Genomic DNA, 16800 nt, shown 5'->3' with positions numbered 1-16800 from the left:
GGGGACTGACAACGAGCTTAGTGGCCCGTGATGTTAGGAAGAAATGAATCCTTCCGATGTCGCCGATAGTCACAAGCTATCGGCCTGCCGGCAGCGGTTATCATGTGCGGTCCGATGAGCGACACACCTGCCACCCACTCCCGTACACCCGACGCCCGCCTGCGCACCTTGCGCAAGGCGCTGGACGGGGTCACCAGCCGCGATTTCGGCCGCCTGCTGGGGCGCTGGCGAGGTCTGTCGCGTCGTCCTGACGATAAGAAGCTGGAGGCGCTGGCCGCCGATATCGAGCGTTCCGCGGCCATTCGCCGCGCCCGCGTCGCGGCCAAACCGGCCATCCGGCTGGACGAATCGCTGCCGATCACCGCGCGCGCCGACGACATCATCAAGCTGATCCGCGAGCATCAGGTGGTGGTGATTGCCGGTGAGACCGGCTCGGGCAAGACCACCCAGCTGCCCAAGCTGTGCCTGGCGGCGGGGCGTGGCGAGGCGGGGATGATCGGCTGCACCCAGCCGCGTCGTCTGGCCGCGCGCTCAGTGGCGCGCCGCGTGGCGGAGGAGCTTGGGACGCAACTGGGCGACCAGGTTGGCTTCCAGGTGCGTTTTACCGATCAGGTCTCCGAGCGCAGCCTGGTCAAGTTCATGACCGACGGCATCCTGCTCGCCGAGACGCAGGGTGATCCATGGCTGTCGGCCTACGACACCATCATCATCGACGAGGCGCACGAACGCAGCCTCAACATCGACTTCCTGCTGGGCTATCTGAAGCGGCTGGCGGTGAAGCGGCCCGAGCTCAAGATCATCGTGACTTCGGCCACCATCGACACCGAGCGCTTCGCCGAGCATTTCGCCGGTGCGCCGGTGGTGTCGGTGGAAGGCCGCGCGTATCCGGTGGAAGTGCGCTGGCGCTCGCTGGACGAGATGGGCGCGCGCCGCGGCGGACGCGAGATGCAGCAGGGCAGTGCGGATCACATTGCCGCCGTGCTGGACGAGATCACTCACGATGATCCTCGTGGTGACGTGCTGGTGTTCCTGCCCGGCGAGCGTGAGATCCGCGACGCGCATCTGCTGCTGTCGCGCCGGCAGTACCGAGAGACCGAGATCCTGCCGCTGTATGCGCGCCTGTCCGCCGGTGATCAGGATCGTGTGTTCAAGCCCGGGCCGAAGCGACGTGTGGTGCTTGCCACCAATGTGGCCGAGACTTCGCTCACGGTGCCGCGCATCCGCTACGTGATCGATACCGGCAGCGCGCGCGTGAAGCGTTACAGCCAGCGCAGTCAGCTGGAGCGGCTGCATGTAGAGCCCGTCTCGCAGGCCGCCGCCGATCAGCGCAAGGGCCGCTGCGGCCGCGTGGGGCCGGGCGTCTGTTATCGCCTGTACGACGAGGCCGATTTCGCCAGCCGCGCGGCGTATACCGATCCGGAATTGCTGCGCTCCTCGCTGGCCAACGTGATCCTGCGCATGCTCTCGCTGCAGTTGGGCGAGGTGGACGAGTTTCCGTTCCTGGAGGCGCCCGATCCGCGCGTGGTGGCCGATGGCTACCGCCGCCTTGCTGAAATCTCCGCCATCGACGAGCAGCGGCGACTTACGCCGGTCGGGCGCACGCTGGCCCGGTTGCCGATCGACGTGCAGCTGGCGCGCATGCTGGTGGAGGCCGAGCGGCTGCATAGCCTGCGCGAGCTGCTGGTGATCGTGGCTTTCCTGAGCATCCAGGATCCGCGCGAGCGGCCTGCCGATGCGCGGCAGCAGGCGGATGCCGCGCATGCGGCGTTCACCGATCCGAAGTCCGACTTTGTCGGCGTGCTCACTATGTGGCGCGAGTACGGCAAGGCGCACGAGGAGCTGACGCAGTCGAAGCTGCGCGACTGGTGTTCACGCAGTTTCCTCAGCTTCATGCGCATGCGCGAGTGGCGCGAGTTGCACAGGCAGTTGTTGCTGGTGGTACAGGAGTTGGGATGGAACCTCACTTCTCCTTCTCCCCTACGGGGAGAAGGCCGGGATGAGGGGGCAGTCTTGCGACAGCCTTCCCGCAGCGCGTCGGCGCCAGCAAAGAAAGGCAAGGATAGGCAAGGTTCTCGCGAGCACCCGCCCCTCACCCCAGCCCTCTCCCCTGAGGGGAGAGGGAGCGATGATGCGGAGCGATTGTACGAGTCCGTGCATCGCAGTCTGCTCGCCGGCCTGCCCACGCAAGTCGGGCACAAGGACGAAAAAGGCATCTATCGCAGCACGCGCGAGCGCCGCTTCCAGGTGTTCCCCGGTTCGGCTTTGGCGAAGGTGCCGCCGAACTGGGTCTTTGCTGCGCAGATCCTGGATGTGGGCGGAAAGGTGTGGGGCATGATGTGTGCCCGCATTGAGCCGCTGTGGGTCGAGCAACAGGCGGCGCATCTGTTGCGCTCCGCCTGCCGCGATGCGCATTGGTCGCGCAAGCGCGGCACCGTGGTGGCTTATGAACAGGTGAGCCTGTTCGGCCTCACTCTGATCGAGCGGCGGCCGGTGACGTTCCAGCAGCAGGCCCCCTCGCTGGCGCACGAGATCTTTTTGCGCGAAGCGCTGGCTCGCTGCGACATCGACACGCGAGCGGATTTCGTGCGCGCCAACCAGCGGGTGCTGGAGGATGCGCGAGGTATTGAAGCCAAGCAGCGTCGTGAAGGGCTGATCCGCCACGAGGATGAGCTGGTTGGCTTCTTCGAGGGCAAGCTGCCGCAGGACATCGCCAGCAGTCGTGCGCTGGATGCGTGGTATCGCAATGCGCGCCCGGCCGAACAGGCGGCGCTGCGCTGGTCGATCGATGATGTGATGGCAGGTGGCGCCGGTCTCGATCCCAAGGCGTTTCCTGCGGCGATGGAGATTTCACCGCAACGTTATCGCTTGGAGTACCGCTTCGTGCCCGGTGATGAGGCGGACGGTGTGACTCTGCATCTGCCGCTGGCGATGTTGAACGCGTTGCCGGCGGCGCGTTGCGAATGGCTGGTGCCCGGGCTGCTTGGGGAAAAAGTGGCCGAGTTAATCCGTGGCCTGCCGAAGGCATTGCGCCGCAACTTTGTGCCCGCGCCGGATTTCGCGCGTGCCTTTGTGGAAGCCGAGGCGCCGCGCGATGAATCGTTGACCAAGGCACTCGCCGCCTTTCTCAAACGCGCCACGGGTGTCGACATCGGCGCGGGCGAATTCGATGCAGCGGCGCTTCCTCCGCACTTCGCTATGCGCTACCGCCTGTATGACGGAGACGATCATCAAGGGCGGGGCCGCACGCTTGCAACGGGACGCGACCTCGCGGCGCTGCGCGGCCAGTGGGAAGGGCAGGCGCGCGAAGCGTTCTCGCGCAAGACCGATATCGAACTCACGCGCGAAGACGTCACCAGCTGGGATTTCGAAGACATTCCCGCCCAGGTGCGTTCCGAGGGCGGCCTGATGGCTTTCCCAGCACTGGTTGATCTGGGCGAGGCGGTCGCGTTGCGTGTGTTCGAACGCAGCGATGAGGCACGCGAGGCGCATCGCCTTGGCGTGATTCGCCTGTTGCGTAATGCCATCGCCACCGACATGAAACAGGCGCGGCGCCGTCTGCCCATCGCCAATCCGCTGGCGCTGAAGTACGCGCCGCTCGGTAGTGTGGATGGCCTACGCGAGGATCTGGTGGAAGGCGGCTTCGCTGACCTGCTGGAACGCTACGAACTCAACGTGCGCACCGCGGGTGCCTTCGAGGCATTGCGCACCCAGGCTGCGCGGGAGTTGTTCGCGGCAGCGGTGGAACGCTTGAAGTTGGCCGAACCCACGATCGAGGCACAGGCGGATTTGAAGCCGTGGCTGGAGCCGCCGCTGATCGGTTTCGCGCGCGCCAGCTACGACGATCTGCGCGAGCAACTGGATGGCCTGCTCACTCCGGGTTTCCTGCGCGAGCTGTCGACGGCTCGCCTGACGCACTTCCCGCGCTACCTCAAGGCGATGCGTCTGCGCGCCGAGCGCCTGCGACAGGACCCGGCCAAGGATCAGCAGCGCATGCTGCAGGTGCTGCCGTATTGGCGCGAGTATCTCAAGCATCGCGCCGGCGGTACCGAGCCGGAGGCGCTGGCCGAGCTGCGCTGGCTGATCGAGGAATGGCGCGTGTCGCTTTTCGCCCAGGAGCTGAAGACCGCCGAGCCGGTATCGGCCAAGCGATTGGCCCGAGCCCTGGAAGCTCTGTCGTAGGAGCGCACCCTGTGCGCGAAACGGCCCGGCAGGGCCGCGCTCATCAATAGAGCACGGCGTTCAAAGGCCGCCCTGCTATGGCGGGGCTTTCGCGCACAGGGTGCGCTCCTACAGCACTAGAATGGGCGTACTGCCGAGGATGGAACGCTTCGTGGTTCAAGCCGCCCCCACTGCACAATCCAGTCTGGCCCTGTGGCTAAGCCGCGCGGGTTCCGTGTCGCCGTTGCTCGCGCAGGCGCTGGAGGCCTGTGCCGTGCGTCCGGTGCACCAGGCCGAGTGCGCGGACGTGCTCGATCTGCTCGGCATGCTGGGTTGCGACGCGCAGACGCAGGCTGCGGCGCTGTGGTTCGAGCTGGCGCGGGTCGATCCGGCATTCTGGGCGGAACGCGAAGCGTCGTCGCCCGCCGAGCTGCAGCGACTGGTCGCGGGTCAGCTGGCGGCCGAGAAGGTATGGGCACTGCACGCGCAGCAGGCGCCGGAGAGCGGTGCCGAAGGTCTGCGCCGGCTGTTGCTGGCGATCATCCGTGACTTGCGCGTGGTGTTCATCCTGCTGGCACGCCAGTTGGCGCGCATGCGCGCCGCGGGTGCCTTGGCGGAGTCCGAGCGGCAGGGGCTGGCGCGGCTGACGCGCGATATCCATGCGCCGCTCGCCAACCGCCTCGGTATCTGGCAGTTGAAGTGGGAGCTGGAGGATCTGGCCTTCCGCTATCTGCAGCCGGATACCTATCGCCGCATCGCGCGCCTGCTCGACGAGCGGCGTACGGATCGCGAGGAGTTCATCCGCGATTCGCTGGCCGAGCTAAAGCGCTCGCTGGACGCCGCCGGCATCCGCGCCGATCTGGCCGGGCGCCCCAAGCACATCTATTCCATCTGGAAAAAGATGCAGCGCAAGGAGCTGGAGTTCTCCGATCTTTATGACATCCGCGCGGTGCGCGTGCTGGTGGACAGCGTGGCCGACTGCTATGGCGCACTGGGCGTGGTGCATTCGCTGTGGCCGCACTTGCCGGGCGAGTTCGACGACTACATCGCGCGCCCCAAGGGCAATGACTACCGCTCGCTGCACACGGCGGTGATCGGGCCGCACGGCAAGACACTGGAAGTGCAGATCCGCACCCACGAGATGCATCGCATCAGCGAACTGGGTGTGGCCGCGCACTGGCGCTACAAGGAAGGCGGCAGCGGCGACAGCGAGTTCGAGGCCAAGATCGCCTGGATGCGCCGCCTGCTCGAGCCGAAGACGGACGGCGAGGGCGACCTGGCCGCCGAGCTGCATACCGAGCTGATGGAAGACCGCGTCTACGTGCTCACCCCGCGGGGCGAGGTGGTGGACATGCCCCGCGGCGCGACCGTGCTGGACTTCGCCTACCACGTACACACCGAAGTGGGGCATCGCTGCCGCGGCGCCAAGGTCAACGGACGCATCGTGCCGCTGACCTTCCAGCCGCACAGCGGCGACCGCATCGAGATCCTTACCGCCAAGACGGCGGAGCCGAGCCGCGACTGGCTGTCGGCGCACCACGGTTACCTCAACACCTCGCGCGCCAGGGAAAAGGTGCGTACATGGTTCCGTCGCAGTGCGCACGACGCCAACCTCGCCGCCGGACGCGCGATGTTCGAGCGCGAGCTCAGGCGCCTGGCACTGCCGGCGGCGGATACCGGCAAGCTGCCCGCGCACTTCCATCTCAAGCAGCTGGATGACGTGCTGGTGGCGCTGGCGCTGGGCGAGATCACGCCCGGCCAGATCGCGCGTGCGCTGCAGGAAACCGAAACGCCGTCGACGGAAATGACCCAGTCGTCGTTCCCGGTGGCTTCGCGGCACAGCACGCTGGATCACAGTGCGCTGCGGATTGAGGGTGTGGGCAACCTGCTCACTACGCTGGCGCGCTGCTGCCAGCCTTTGCCCGGCGATGCGGTGCGCGGCTTTGTGACACGCGGTCGCGGTGTGTCGGTGCATCGTGCCGATTGCGTCAGCCTGGCGCGGCTGGCCAAGCGCGACCCGGATCGCGTGATCGAAGTGGAGTGGGGCAAGGCCAGTGCGCAGGCCTACGAGGTGGATGTCGAACTGCATGGCTATGACCGCAAGGGCCTGCAGAAGGACGTCACCAGCGTGATCAGCAACTCCGGCACCCACATCATCGCCTCGTCCAGCCGAGTGTTTACCCGTACTGGCGAGGTGGAGATGCGCTTTACCCTGCGCGTGCGCGACTACGAGCAGCTTTCCACCCTGCTGGGGCGCCTGGTGGCGCTGCCGAACGTGGTGGAGGCGCGCCGCGTCAGTGGCGGCTGAACGCAGGAGCTTTCGACAACGTTCGACCCTCAGGCCTTACATGGCGCGATGCTAAGCTGCTTCGATTGATCTCAATGTGTGGACTATGAACGGACGCAAAGACCAGCACGAACACGGCACGCATGGGCGCACCGAGCCGACCCTGGGCGACATCGATCACCTGGGTGCGCCGGCGCCATCGGGTCCGGATGACGGTCTGCCCAAGGTCACCCTGGATCCCGAGCGCCGCCGTCCGTCAGGGTCAACTGCATCGCGGACCTCGCGCACGCCGTCCGGCAAACGCGGATGGCTGTGGCCGCTGCTGTTGCTGGTGGTGATCGGGCTGGGCGTGACGTTGTGGCTGCAACAGGATCGCCTGCGCGGGCTGGTACCCAACACCGAACTCAACGACGTGCTCGGCCGTGCCGAACAGGCCTTGCAGGATGGACGTCTGGACGGCAATGACGGCAGCAGCGCACGCGAGTTGTTCGAGGCCGCGCGTGCGCTCGAACCGGACAACGACCGCGCCCGCGACGGCCTGCGCAAAGTAGGCCTGGCCGAAGTGGCGCGCGCCGATGCCGCGCTCAATGCCGGTCAGCTCGATCAGGCCGAGCAGGCCACCAACAGCGCGCGTGAACTGCTCGGCGGTGGCAGCGACGTGGACCGATTGGCCCAGGCCATTGCCAAGGCGCGCGGTGCCAGTGTGGAAACCGGCGCGCTCGTCGATCAGGCCCAGCAGGCCATGACCGACGGTAAACCCGAAGAAGCCGGCAATCTTTATAAGCGTGTACTCGCGGCCGACCCCGGCAACGCAGTAGCGCAGCACGGTCTGGACAAGGTCGGCGATGCGCTCGCCGCGCAGGCTCGCAAGGCCATCGAAAGCGGCGATCGGGCCGCGGCTGGCGTCAGCGTCGACCGGCTGGCGGCCCTGTTGCCGAACTATGGCGAGCTGCCTTCGCTGCGCGCCGCGCTCGTGCAGGACCAGAAGGCCGACAACGGCGAACTTGCCGACGCGCTCAAACAGGGGCAGGAGGCGTTGCGTGCCGGCCGCATCACCGATGCTGGTGACGATACGGCGCTGGCCCGTTTCAAGGCGGCGCTCGCCATCGATCCCGATAACGCGGATGCCAAGGCCGGACTGGGCCAGGTCGCGCAGGCGCTGATCGTGCAGGCGAGTGCGGCGATGGACGGCGGCGATAACGCGCAGGCCGGCAAGTTGCTCGATCAGGCCTCCCAACTGGCGCCCAAGTCGGCGGACCTGGTGGCTGCTCGCGCACATCTCGCCGACTCGGCCAAACGTGCCAACACCGCGCCGCGAAATGTGTCGGGCGAGGCACCGGTGGCTGAAGAAGCACCCGCCACGCTCACGCCGCAACAGAGCACCGAGTTGGCGCGCATGATCCAGCGCGCGGATACGGCGGCACGGCATGGCGACATCATGTTGCCGCCCGGCGAGAGCGCCTACGACCTGTATCGCGGTGCGCTGGCCATCGACGGCAATAACGAAACGGCGCGGCGCGGTTTGCAGGCACTGCCCGGGCTGGTTACCAGCCAGTTCAACCAGGCGCTGGCCAACGGCAATCTCGCGCAGGCCGGCGAGCGTTTGTCGGATCTGGGCGACCTCGCGCCGGGTGACGCCGGGCAGGCGGAATTGCGTCAGCGTCTGGCCGGTGCGTGGATGGATCAGGCGGAGCAGCAACTGGCTCGTGGCGATCGCGCCAATGCGGCGCAGGCATTGAATCGCGCGCGCAAGCTGGCGCCGGACAATCCGCGGCTTTCCGTAATTGCCGCGCATCTCCAGGCCGGCGGTTGAGTCGGGTTAGAGCCTGTTTAGTGGCTTTGAATGGCCCGCGTTGCTGTTGAGTGGCTGTCAGGTGGTGGCGCGTGGCGCAGCGCCTGGCTGGCTGCCAGGCCAAGCCGCGCGTTGCCGCATGGCGGCCACTCAACAGCAACCCTTCCTCGCTCCTCAGAGCCGAGTCCATCCATGGACTCTCCCCGCGTGCGGGCCGGGTCTGTTTGCCCACAGGCCGGCGTCATCACTCAGTCGTGTACGGACGTACACTCCTTCGTTCTTCCTTGGCCTGCGCGCAAACAGCTCCCGGCGCGGGCCATTCAAAGCCACTAAACAGGCTCTTGCATGAGTGTTCTTGTCTTTGGTGCCAGCAGCCAGATCGGCCATTTCCTGCTGCCGCGGCTGCTCGCGCGTGGTGACGCCGTATTCGCCGTCAGCCGGCAGATCAGGCCGTCGCAAAGCGGTGTGACCTGGCTGCAGGGTGATTTGCCGCAGCTGGTTCCGCCGACGCAGCCGCTCACCGCGATCATTAGCTTTGGCCCTTTGCAAAAGCTGGCCGATTGGCTGGAGCAGGCGGAGATCCAAGGCAGTCCACAAGTGATCGCTACCAGCTCGATGAGCGCCGAGAGCAAACGGCACTCCGAAGTACCGGCCGAACGTGCGTTGTCGCAACACCTGCGCGACGCGGAAGCGGCATTGGCGGCAGCGTGCGAACGACGCGGCTACGTCTGGACCGTGTTTCGCCCCACCCTGGTCTACGGCGCGGGACTGGACAAAAACCTGTCGCCGATTGCGCGGCGCGCCAGCCGCACGAAAGTCTTTCCGCTCCCCGCCGGGCGTGGTTTACGCCAGCCGGTGCATGCGGACGATATCGCTCAGGCGGCGGTCGCCGCGCTGGTGACCGCCGACGCGGCGGGCAGGATTCTGTCCATCGGCGGCGGTGAGCGTCTGACGGCTGGCGAGATGTTCGCCCGTGTGCGCCGCAGTCTGCCGATGGCGACGTTGCCGGTGCCGCTGCCGGCGTGGCTGTTGAAGCTGGGGCGTCATGCGGTGCCGCATCTGCGCGGTCCGCTTAGCCGGCTGGAGGGCGATCTGATCGCCGACAACAGTGAGTTACAGCGCATCCTGGGCGTATCGCCGCGCCCGTTCCGTCCGGATCTGGCGAGCTGGGGCATGGGTCCCCGTTAGGGGCTCAGTGCCTCCGTTTCGCTTGATCGCGGCCTCATTTCCGCCCCAAACCGCGGCCAGCGTTCATATGCCCGCCGGGCGGCAGGCCCTATGATCCCCGCCACACTGTTGTTCAGGATTCCTTCCCGTTGGCCTTTCTGACCCGACTCCGCTCGCTGGCAAGCGCCGCCTGGCCCTGGCTGCGCATTCCGTTCTGGATCTGCATGGGCCTGCTGTTCGGGTTCGTCCTGCCGTACACGCTGGTGTTGAACAAGCGCGTGCAGGATCGCTTCAATGATCTGGTCTTCGCCGTGCCCACCCGCATCTATGCCCGCCCGCTGCCGCTGGAGCAGGGTGCGCCGATGACGCCGGCCGCACTGGAGCTGGAGCTGACTTTCTCCGGCTATAGCAATGATGGCCATGGCCAGGTCGCCGGCAGCTGGGCCAAGGATGGTTCGACCTACATTATTTCCTCGCGCGGCTATGCCGGCCCGGACGGCGGCGAGTTGCCCAAGCGTGTTCGCGTGGCGCTGGGCAAGGGGCAGGTGAGCAGCCTGAAGGATGCCGCCAGCGGCAAGACGATCGAGCTGGCGCATCTGGACCCGGCGCGTATCGCCACCTTGTATGGCGCGCAGCAGGAAGAGCGCCGCATCGTGCGTCTCGCCGATGTGCCGCCTTTGCTGCTCGGCGGTTTGCAGGCGGTGGAAGACCGCGACTTCAAGCATCACATCGGCATCGATTTCTCGGCGATCCTGCGTGCCTCCTTCGCCAATCTGCGCGCCGGCCACACGGTGCAGGGTGGTTCCACGCTGACCCAGCAGTTGGTGCGCAATCTGTTTCTCGACCGCGATCAGAACTTCACACGCAAGTTCAACGAAGCGCTGATGTCGATCCTGATCGAGGCGCACTACGACAAGGGCCGCATTCTGGAGGCCTACGTCAACCAGGTGTTCCTCGGCCAGCAGGGCAGCCAGGCGGTGCATGGTTTCGCCGCGGCGGCGGAGTTCTATTTCGGTCGGCGCATGGAAGACCTGCGCCCGCAGGAGATGGCGCTGCTGATCGGCATGGTGAAGGGGCCGAGTTATTACGACCCGCGCCGTTATCCGGATCGCGCGTTGTCGCGTCGCAATCTGGTGCTGGAACAGTTCGCCACCACCGGATTGTTGACGCCGGAGCAGGCCAAGGCAGCCGAGGCGACGCCGCTGGGTATCGTGAGCAATGGCCAGCTGCCGCATAACCGCTTCCCGGCCTTCATGGAGCTGGTGCGCGCGCAGATCATCAGCGACTTTGACGACGCCACGCTCAGTGCCGGCAACCTCAGCGTGTTCACCACGCTCGATCCGGCCGCGCAGCTGTATACCGAGCAGGCCATCGTCACCACCATGAAGAGCCTCGGCAAGCGTGGCGAAGCCGCGCAGGCGGCCGGTGTGGTGACGGATGCGCAGACCGGCAGCGTGCTGGCCGTCGTGGGCAGCAAGGATCCGGGTGACCAAGGCTTCAATCGCGCCATGGACGCGCGTCGCGCCATCGGCTCGACCATCAAGCCACTGGTCTATTTGGTGGCGCTTGCGCAGCCAGAACGTTGGAACCTCGGCACGCTGATCGACGATGTACCGGTGAGCATGCGTCAGCCGGACGGTACGCAATGGACGCCGAAGAACGACGAGGGCGATGTACACGGCCAAGTGCCGATGATCGATGCGCTGGTGCATTCCTGGAATCTGGCGACCATCCATCTCGGCCTCGACGTTGGCGTGCCGCGGATCAAGGCCTTCCTTGAATCCTTCGGCCTGACCAATGTAAATCCCAGCCCGTCGCTGCTGCTTGGCGCGCAGGATCTGGCGCCGTTGCAGGTGGCTCAGCTGTATCAGTACATCGCGGCCGATGGTCATGCGCTGCCGCTGGTGGCGGTGCGCGGCGTGGTGGACAGCAAGGGCCAGACGATCAAGCGCTATGAAGTGAAGACCGGCAATGGCGAATATCAGCCGGCGGTGCGTCTGGTGACCTGGGCCATGCAGCAAGTGGCACGTTCGGGCACGGCCGCGTCGATCGGCAAATCCGGTCTCTCCTATCTCAATGCCGCCGGCAAGACGGGTACCAGCAACGACATGCGCGACAGCTGGTTCGCTGGCTTCACCGGCGAGCACCTGGCGGTAATCTGGATGGGCCGCGACGACAACAAACCGAGCGGCCTGTATGGCGCCACCGGCAGCCTGCGTGCATGGCAGGAATTGTTCCGCAAGCTGCCCACGCGTCCGCTGTCCGCGGCGCCGGGTGAAGGTCTGGAACTGGCGTGGATCAACCCCGCCACCGGCAAGCGCTCCGATCCGCAGTGCGAAGGTGCGCGTCAGTTGCCGGTAGTTGCGGGTTCGCTGGCGCAGGATGCGGAAGGCTGTTTCTGGCAGCGCGTACAGAATTGGTTCGGAGGCAGCGATAATGCGCCGGCTCCCGCCTCCTCTTCCGCTATTCGAGATTGATCATGTCGTACCGTCGTCTTGCCTGCCGCCCCGTTCTCTCCGCTGCGTTCGCCGCCCTTGTGCTGGTGGCGTGCACCCAGCCCAGCGCGCCGTCGCAGGCCACGCGGCCGACACGTTCGGACAACGACATGCTGGCATCCATCCGGGCGGCGGGTGAAAAAGAAAAGTCGGTGATCGACGTACAGCCGCTGCGTGATCCCGGCGTGGCATCACTGCAGGATGCGGCGCAGGCCGATGTGCGCGGTGGTCAGTTCGACGCGGCTGCCGCGAAGCTTGATCAGGCGCTGAAGTTAAGCCCCACGTCGCCCGATCTGCTGCAGGAGCGCGCCGAGGTGGCCATCCATCTCAAGGACTATGGGCAGGCCGAGCAGCTTGCCAAGAAGTCCTGGGAACTCGGCCCGCGCCTGGGTCCACTGTGCGCGCGCAACTGGCGGACCATCGCCGAACTGCGTCAGCACGCCGGTGACGATGCCGCGGCGGCCACGGCCGACAAGTGGGTGAAGCAGTGCCATGTGGAAGGCGTGCCGCGTTACTGATCGGTGGTGCGGTAACCCAACTGCATTACGTCACTGCGGTACCCGCTTCCAGTGATCCCTCATAGGCAAGCAGCTCGCCCAGCACGGGCAGGGTAAAGCTCACGCTGAAGCGATAGCGGCCCTGCTCGATGCGTTTGTAGGCGTTACTGCGCGGCAGCAGCCAGGCCGGAAGACGCAAGGCGCCGCGCTGGGCGCCGATGCAGCACCAGTACCAGCCGCCATCCACGACATCCACTTGCAGCAACAAGGCAATGGCGCTGGCGTCTTCGATCCAGTAACCCGTGGGCCATTGCCCGGACGGCCGGAACGTCGATGGAAAGCGGTGCGCGTCGTCGAAGCGGCGATCCCAGTGGAGTAGTCCGTCGGCGTGATAGATGGTGACTTCCAGCGTATGCGCGCGACTTTCGTCGACGGGTACGTCGAGCTTGCGGGCCAGACGGCGTCCTATCCATCCACCGACACCCCGGCCTGTGCGGATCTGCACGGGGCCGTGCAATCGTCCGCCGTGTCGGTGCAGGTCCTGCAATAGCGGGTGTAGCTGCGCAAAGCCCTGGCCGAACCAGGTGCTGACGGCAGTCTCCGTCATGGTGATGCTCCGAAAGAGGCTTGCGCAGTCTAGGGCATCGCCCCTGCCGGCAGAGTCGGCGATACTTGTCCGCATGACCGATACCGACGTATCTGCGCTGCTCGGCGCGGATGGCCCCTTCGCCCGTGAACTGCCCAACTTCGCACCGCGTGCCGCCCAGCAGGCGATGGCGCATGCGGTCCAGCACGCCATCGCCGAGCGCGAAACGCTGATCGCCGAGGCGGGCACAGGCACCGGCAAGACCTATGCATATCTCGTCCCGGCCTTGTTGTCGGGCGAGCGGGTGATTGTGTCCACCGGCACCAAAGCCCTACAGGATCAGTTGTTCTTTCGCGACCTGCCCAAAGTGCGTTCGGTGCTCGGCGCGCGCCTGAAGACCGCGCTGCTGAAAGGGCGTGCCAATTATCTGTGCCTGTACCGTCTCGATCAGACGGTGCGTGAGGGCGCCAGTTTTGATCATACGCAGGCATCGCAGCTCGCGGCGATCCGCGCCTGGTCGGCGCGCACGCGTCACGGTGATCGCATGGAGCTGGCGGAGGTGCCGGAAGAGTCGCCGATGTGGCCGCGAGTGACCTCCACGCCGGAAAACTGCCTGGGTGTGGAGTGTCCGTTCTACGACGATTGTCATGTGGTGAAGGCGCGGCGCGAAGCGCAGGAAGCCGACCTCGTGGTGGTCAACCATCACCTATTGTTCGCCGATCTGGCGTTGAAGCAGGAAGGCTTCGGCGAAATCCTGCCGGGTGCACAAGCTTTCATTCTGGACGAGGCGCACCAGATTCCCGAACTGGCCGGCCAGTTTTTTTCGCAGAGCATCAGTGCGCGTCAGTTGAGCGAACTGGCGCAGGATGCCTTGGGTGAATGCAATGGCATCACCGGCGCGATCGGCCTGGTGTTGGAACCGGTTGAAGCTCTGCAGGATGCGATTCGCAAACTGCGCCTGGCGATGGACGTGTTGCCTGAGCGCGGACCGTTCCATGCGCTGGAAGGCTCATCCGCGATCCGCGATGCCTTGCATGATGTGCGCGAACTGCTTGCCGCGCTGACCGATGTGCTCGCTTCGCAGGCAGAGCGCTCGCGCGGTTTCGCCAATGCGCACGAACGCGCAGCGAATTTCAGCGAACGGCTGGATCGCATTGTGGAGCAGGCCGACGAGCAGGACGTGCGCTGGTACGAAACCTTTCCGCGCGGCTTTGCCTTGCATGCGACACCACTGGATCTCGCTGCGCCACTGCGCGCGTTGCGCGAGCGCACACAGGCGGCATGGATTCATACCTCGGCGACGTTATCAGTAGCGGGCAATTTCGATCACTTCGCGCGACAGCTTGGTCTGGACGATCCGCAGACACTCACGCTAGAGAGTCCGTTCGACTATGCACGGCAGGCGTTGTGTTATCTGCCGCCCGGCCTGCCCGATCCGGCGATGCGCGATTACACCGAACGCGTGATCGATGCCGTGTTGCCAGTGCTGCATACATCGAACGGTCGCGCCTTCCTACTGTTCACCTCGCATCGCGCCTTGCGCCGCGCGGCGGATTTATTGCGCGAGCGCGTGCCATGGCCATTGTTCGTGCAAGGCACGGCACCGCGGCATCGCCTGCTGGAAGAATTCCGCGCCAGCGGCCATGGGGTGCTGCTCGGCGCCGCCAGTTTCTGGGAAGGCGTGGACGTGGCCGGTGAGGCACTCAGCGTGGTGGTGATCGACAAGCTGCCGTTCGCCGCACCGGACGATCCGGTCTTGCAGGCGCGACTAGATGCGCTGGAGCAGTCCGGCATCAATCCCTTCATGGGCTGGCAGGTGCCTAGTGCGGTGATCGCGCTCAAGCAGGGGGCGGGACGATTGATCCGCGATGTGCATGATCGTGGCGTGCTGGTGCTGTGCGATCCGCGCCTGCTTGGCAAGGGTTACGGCAAATTGTTCCTGGCGAGCCTGCCGGCGATGCCACGGACGCGCGAACTTACGGACGTACAGGCCTTCTTCGAAGCCGCCGAGGCGTAGACGGCGGCATCGCATCCGGGTTCGCTATGCTTGGCCTTCCTAATGTGAGGGAGGGCAGGTCATGGCGAAAGTGATCGGGTTGGGTGGCTTCTTCTTCAAATCCCGCGATCCCGCGGCACTGGCCGCCTGGTATGCACAGCATCTGGGCTTGCCGGTGGAGGAGTGGGGCGGCGCGCGCTTTGAGGACGCGAAGCACCCGGGCTATCAGCTGTGGTCGCCGTTCGCGGCGGATACCTCGTATTTCGCGCCGAGCACGCAGCCTTACATGATCAACTTCCGCGTTGACGATCTCGATGCGCTGCTGGCGCAGCTGCGCACCTCGGGTGTCGAGGTGGACGAGCGCGTGGATGACAGCGAATACGGCCGCTTTGGCTGGATCGTGGATCCCGAAGGCACCCGCATCGAGTTGTGGCAACCGCCGGTGGCCTGATGCAGGACTTCAGGGGCTGGCAGGGCCATCGATGGTCTTCGCGCAGTCCGCGGCACGGTCCAGCAGCAACTCCCGCTCACGCGCGTTGCGGGTGAGCGAGGCGGCGCGTTCGAATTCTGCTTTCGCTTCGCTGGTTCGCCCCAGCTTGCGCAGAAGATCGCCGCGTACGCTCGGCAGCAAGTGGTAGTTCGCCAGTGAGGGTTCGCTGGTCAGCGCATCGACGATAGCCAGTGCGGGCACGGGACCGAATGCCATCGACACGGCGACGGCGCGATTCAGATCCACCACCGGCGATGGTGCGATCCGTGCCAGTTCGCTGTAGAGCGTGACGATGCGGCGCCAATCGGTAGCTTCTGCGGTTCGCGCACGTGCATGGCAGGCGGCGATGGCGGCCTGGCTGGTGTAGATGCCGCGTTGCTCGTCGAGTATTTCGGCGCGCTCCAGCGAAGCCAGGCCACGCCGGATCAGCAACCGGTCCCAGCGCGCGCGATTCTGTTCCAGCAGCAGGATCGGTTCACCCGAGGGGCCAGTGCGCGCGCCGGCGCGCGAAGCCTGGATTTCCATCAGGGCGACCAGGCCGTGCACTTCGGCTTCCTGCGGCGCCAGCTCGGCCAGGATGCGGCCCAGGCGCAGTGCTTCCTCGCACAGCGCGGGACGCATCCAGTCGTCACCGGCGGTGGCGGAATAGCCTTCGTTGAAGATCAGGTAGATCACGCCGAGCACGGAAGTCAGGCGCGACTGCAGTTCCTCGCCGCGCGGCACTTCGAACGGCACCTTGGCTTCGCTCAACGTGCGCTTGGCGCGCACGATGCGCTGGGCAATGGTGGGCTCGGGAACCAGGAAGGCGCGCGCGATCTCGTCCGTGGTCAGGCCGCCGAGCAGGCGCAGGGTGAGCGCGACGCGTGCATCCATCGACAGCAGTGGATGGCAGGCCGTGAACACCAGTCGCAGCATGTCGTCGCCGATGTGGTCGTCAGCAGCCAGCTCGACTTCGGAGAACGCGAACGCGGGTTCGTCCTCCATGTCCCGCGCGATCTCCTCATGCTTGCGTTCGATCAGCTTGCTACGGCGCAGGCGGTCGATGGCACGATGCTTGGCGGTGGTCATCAGCCAGGCGCCGGGGTTGTCCGGGACGCCTGATTCGGGCCATTGCTCCAGCGCGACCACCAGGGCGTCTTGCGCCAGTTCTTCGGCCAGGCCCACGTCGCGCACCATGCGCGCGAGGCCGGCGATCAGTCTGGCCGATTCAATGCGCCATACGGCGTCGATGGCGCGGTGGATGTCGGTCGCGGTCATAGCGGCCGATCACACCATCACCTCCGCCCGGGCGCAACCGCCGAAAGGCATCGCCCCACGCTGGCGGAGCGATGC

Annotated in this window: 10 protein-coding genes; 8 read left to right on the top strand and 2 right to left on the bottom strand. The window is 65.9% G+C overall.

Features of this window, described 5'->3' with window-relative positions; all coding sequences use genetic code 11:
- The first annotated feature begins 114 nt into the window (after positions 1–114).
- The 6 genes from hrpA to ISS97_RS05640 all read left to right on the top strand — a co-directional run bounded on the left by hrpA (position 115) and on the right by ISS97_RS05640 (position 12417).
- Positions 115–4179 (top strand): ATP-dependent RNA helicase HrpA, encoded by a 4065-nt coding sequence (gene hrpA / locus ISS97_RS05665; RefSeq protein ID WP_379986146.1) that lies wholly within the window; start codon positions 115–117, stop codon positions 4177–4179.
- Positions 4180–4318: 139 nt separating this feature from the next.
- Positions 4319–6466, top strand: a complete 2148-nt coding sequence (locus tag ISS97_RS05660) for a bifunctional (p)ppGpp synthetase/guanosine-3',5'-bis(diphosphate) 3'-pyrophosphohydrolase (RefSeq protein ID WP_379986175.1) — start codon at positions 4319–4321, stop codon at positions 6464–6466.
- An 85-nt stretch (positions 6467–6551) separates the two neighbouring features.
- Positions 6552–8258 (top strand): hypothetical protein, encoded by a 1707-nt coding sequence (locus ISS97_RS05655; RefSeq protein WP_379986145.1) that lies wholly within the window; start codon positions 6552–6554, stop codon positions 8256–8258.
- A gap of 324 nt (positions 8259–8582) precedes the next feature.
- Positions 8583–9425, top strand: a complete 843-nt coding sequence (locus ISS97_RS05650; protein ID WP_379986144.1) for an NAD(P)H-binding protein — start codon at positions 8583–8585, stop codon at positions 9423–9425.
- A gap of 128 nt (positions 9426–9553) precedes the next feature.
- Positions 9554–11881, top strand: coding sequence for a penicillin-binding protein 1B (gene mrcB / locus ISS97_RS05645; protein WP_379986143.1), 2328 nt, complete (start codon positions 9554–9556; stop codon positions 11879–11881).
- Positions 11882–11883: 2 nt separating this feature from the next.
- Positions 11884–12417, top strand: a complete 534-nt coding sequence (locus ISS97_RS05640; RefSeq protein ID WP_379986141.1) for a tetratricopeptide repeat protein — start codon at positions 11884–11886, stop codon at positions 12415–12417.
- 25 nt (positions 12418–12442) lie between these two features.
- Here the strand turns inward: ISS97_RS05640 and ISS97_RS05635 are convergent, their stop codons facing one another.
- The gene (locus ISS97_RS05635) at positions 12443–13003 is read right to left on the bottom strand and encodes a DUF4166 domain-containing protein (RefSeq protein ID WP_379986139.1); all 561 of its coding nucleotides are present in this window, start codon (positions 13001–13003) and stop codon (positions 12443–12445) included.
- A 73-nt stretch (positions 13004–13076) separates the two neighbouring features.
- Between ISS97_RS05635 and ISS97_RS05630 the strand changes: the two genes are divergently transcribed.
- Both ISS97_RS05630 and ISS97_RS05625 read left to right on the top strand, forming a co-directional pair.
- Positions 13077–14999, top strand: a complete 1923-nt coding sequence (locus ISS97_RS05630; RefSeq protein WP_379986138.1) for an ATP-dependent DNA helicase — start codon at positions 13077–13079, stop codon at positions 14997–14999.
- 61 nt (positions 15000–15060) lie between these two features.
- On the top strand, positions 15061–15429 hold the full coding sequence (locus ISS97_RS05625) for a VOC family protein (protein ID WP_379986136.1): 369 nt from the start codon (positions 15061–15063) through the stop codon (positions 15427–15429).
- A gap of 9 nt (positions 15430–15438) precedes the next feature.
- On the opposite strand, the gene ISS97_RS05620 is transcribed toward ISS97_RS05625, so the two are convergent.
- Positions 15439–16725: an RNA polymerase sigma factor gene (locus ISS97_RS05620; protein WP_379986135.1), complete on the bottom strand. Its 1287-nt coding sequence runs from the start codon at positions 16723–16725 to the stop codon at positions 15439–15441.
- Positions 16726–16800: the final 75 nt, after the last annotated feature.

The organism is Dyella koreensis (assembly GCF_044904565.1).
Taxonomy (GTDB): domain Bacteria; phylum Pseudomonadota; class Gammaproteobacteria; order Xanthomonadales; family Rhodanobacteraceae; genus Dyella_D; species Dyella_D koreensis.
This window is presented reverse-complemented; position numbering and strand designations above follow the sequence as displayed.

Coding starts and splice junctions, on each gene's coding strand:
- hrpA (WP_379986146.1), top strand. CDS start 115: ATGAGCGACACACCTGCCACCCACTCCCGTACACCCGACGCCCGCCTG.
- ISS97_RS05655 (WP_379986145.1), top strand. CDS start 6,552: ATGAACGGACGCAAAGACCAGCACGAACACGGCACGCATGGGCGCACC.
- ISS97_RS05620 (WP_379986135.1), bottom strand. CDS start 16,725: ATGACCGCGACCGACATCCACCGCGCCATCGACGCCGTATGGCGCATT.
- ISS97_RS05635 (WP_379986139.1), bottom strand. CDS start 13,003: ATGACGGAGACTGCCGTCAGCACCTGGTTCGGCCAGGGCTTTGCGCAG.
- ISS97_RS05630 (WP_379986138.1), top strand. CDS start 13,077: ATGACCGATACCGACGTATCTGCGCTGCTCGGCGCGGATGGCCCCTTC.
- ISS97_RS05650 (WP_379986144.1), top strand. CDS start 8,583: ATGAGTGTTCTTGTCTTTGGTGCCAGCAGCCAGATCGGCCATTTCCTG.
- ISS97_RS05640 (WP_379986141.1), top strand. CDS start 11,884: ATGTCGTACCGTCGTCTTGCCTGCCGCCCCGTTCTCTCCGCTGCGTTC.
- ISS97_RS05660 (WP_379986175.1), top strand. CDS start 4,319: ATGGAACGCTTCGTGGTTCAAGCCGCCCCCACTGCACAATCCAGTCTG.
- ISS97_RS05625 (WP_379986136.1), top strand. CDS start 15,061: ATGGCGAAAGTGATCGGGTTGGGTGGCTTCTTCTTCAAATCCCGCGAT.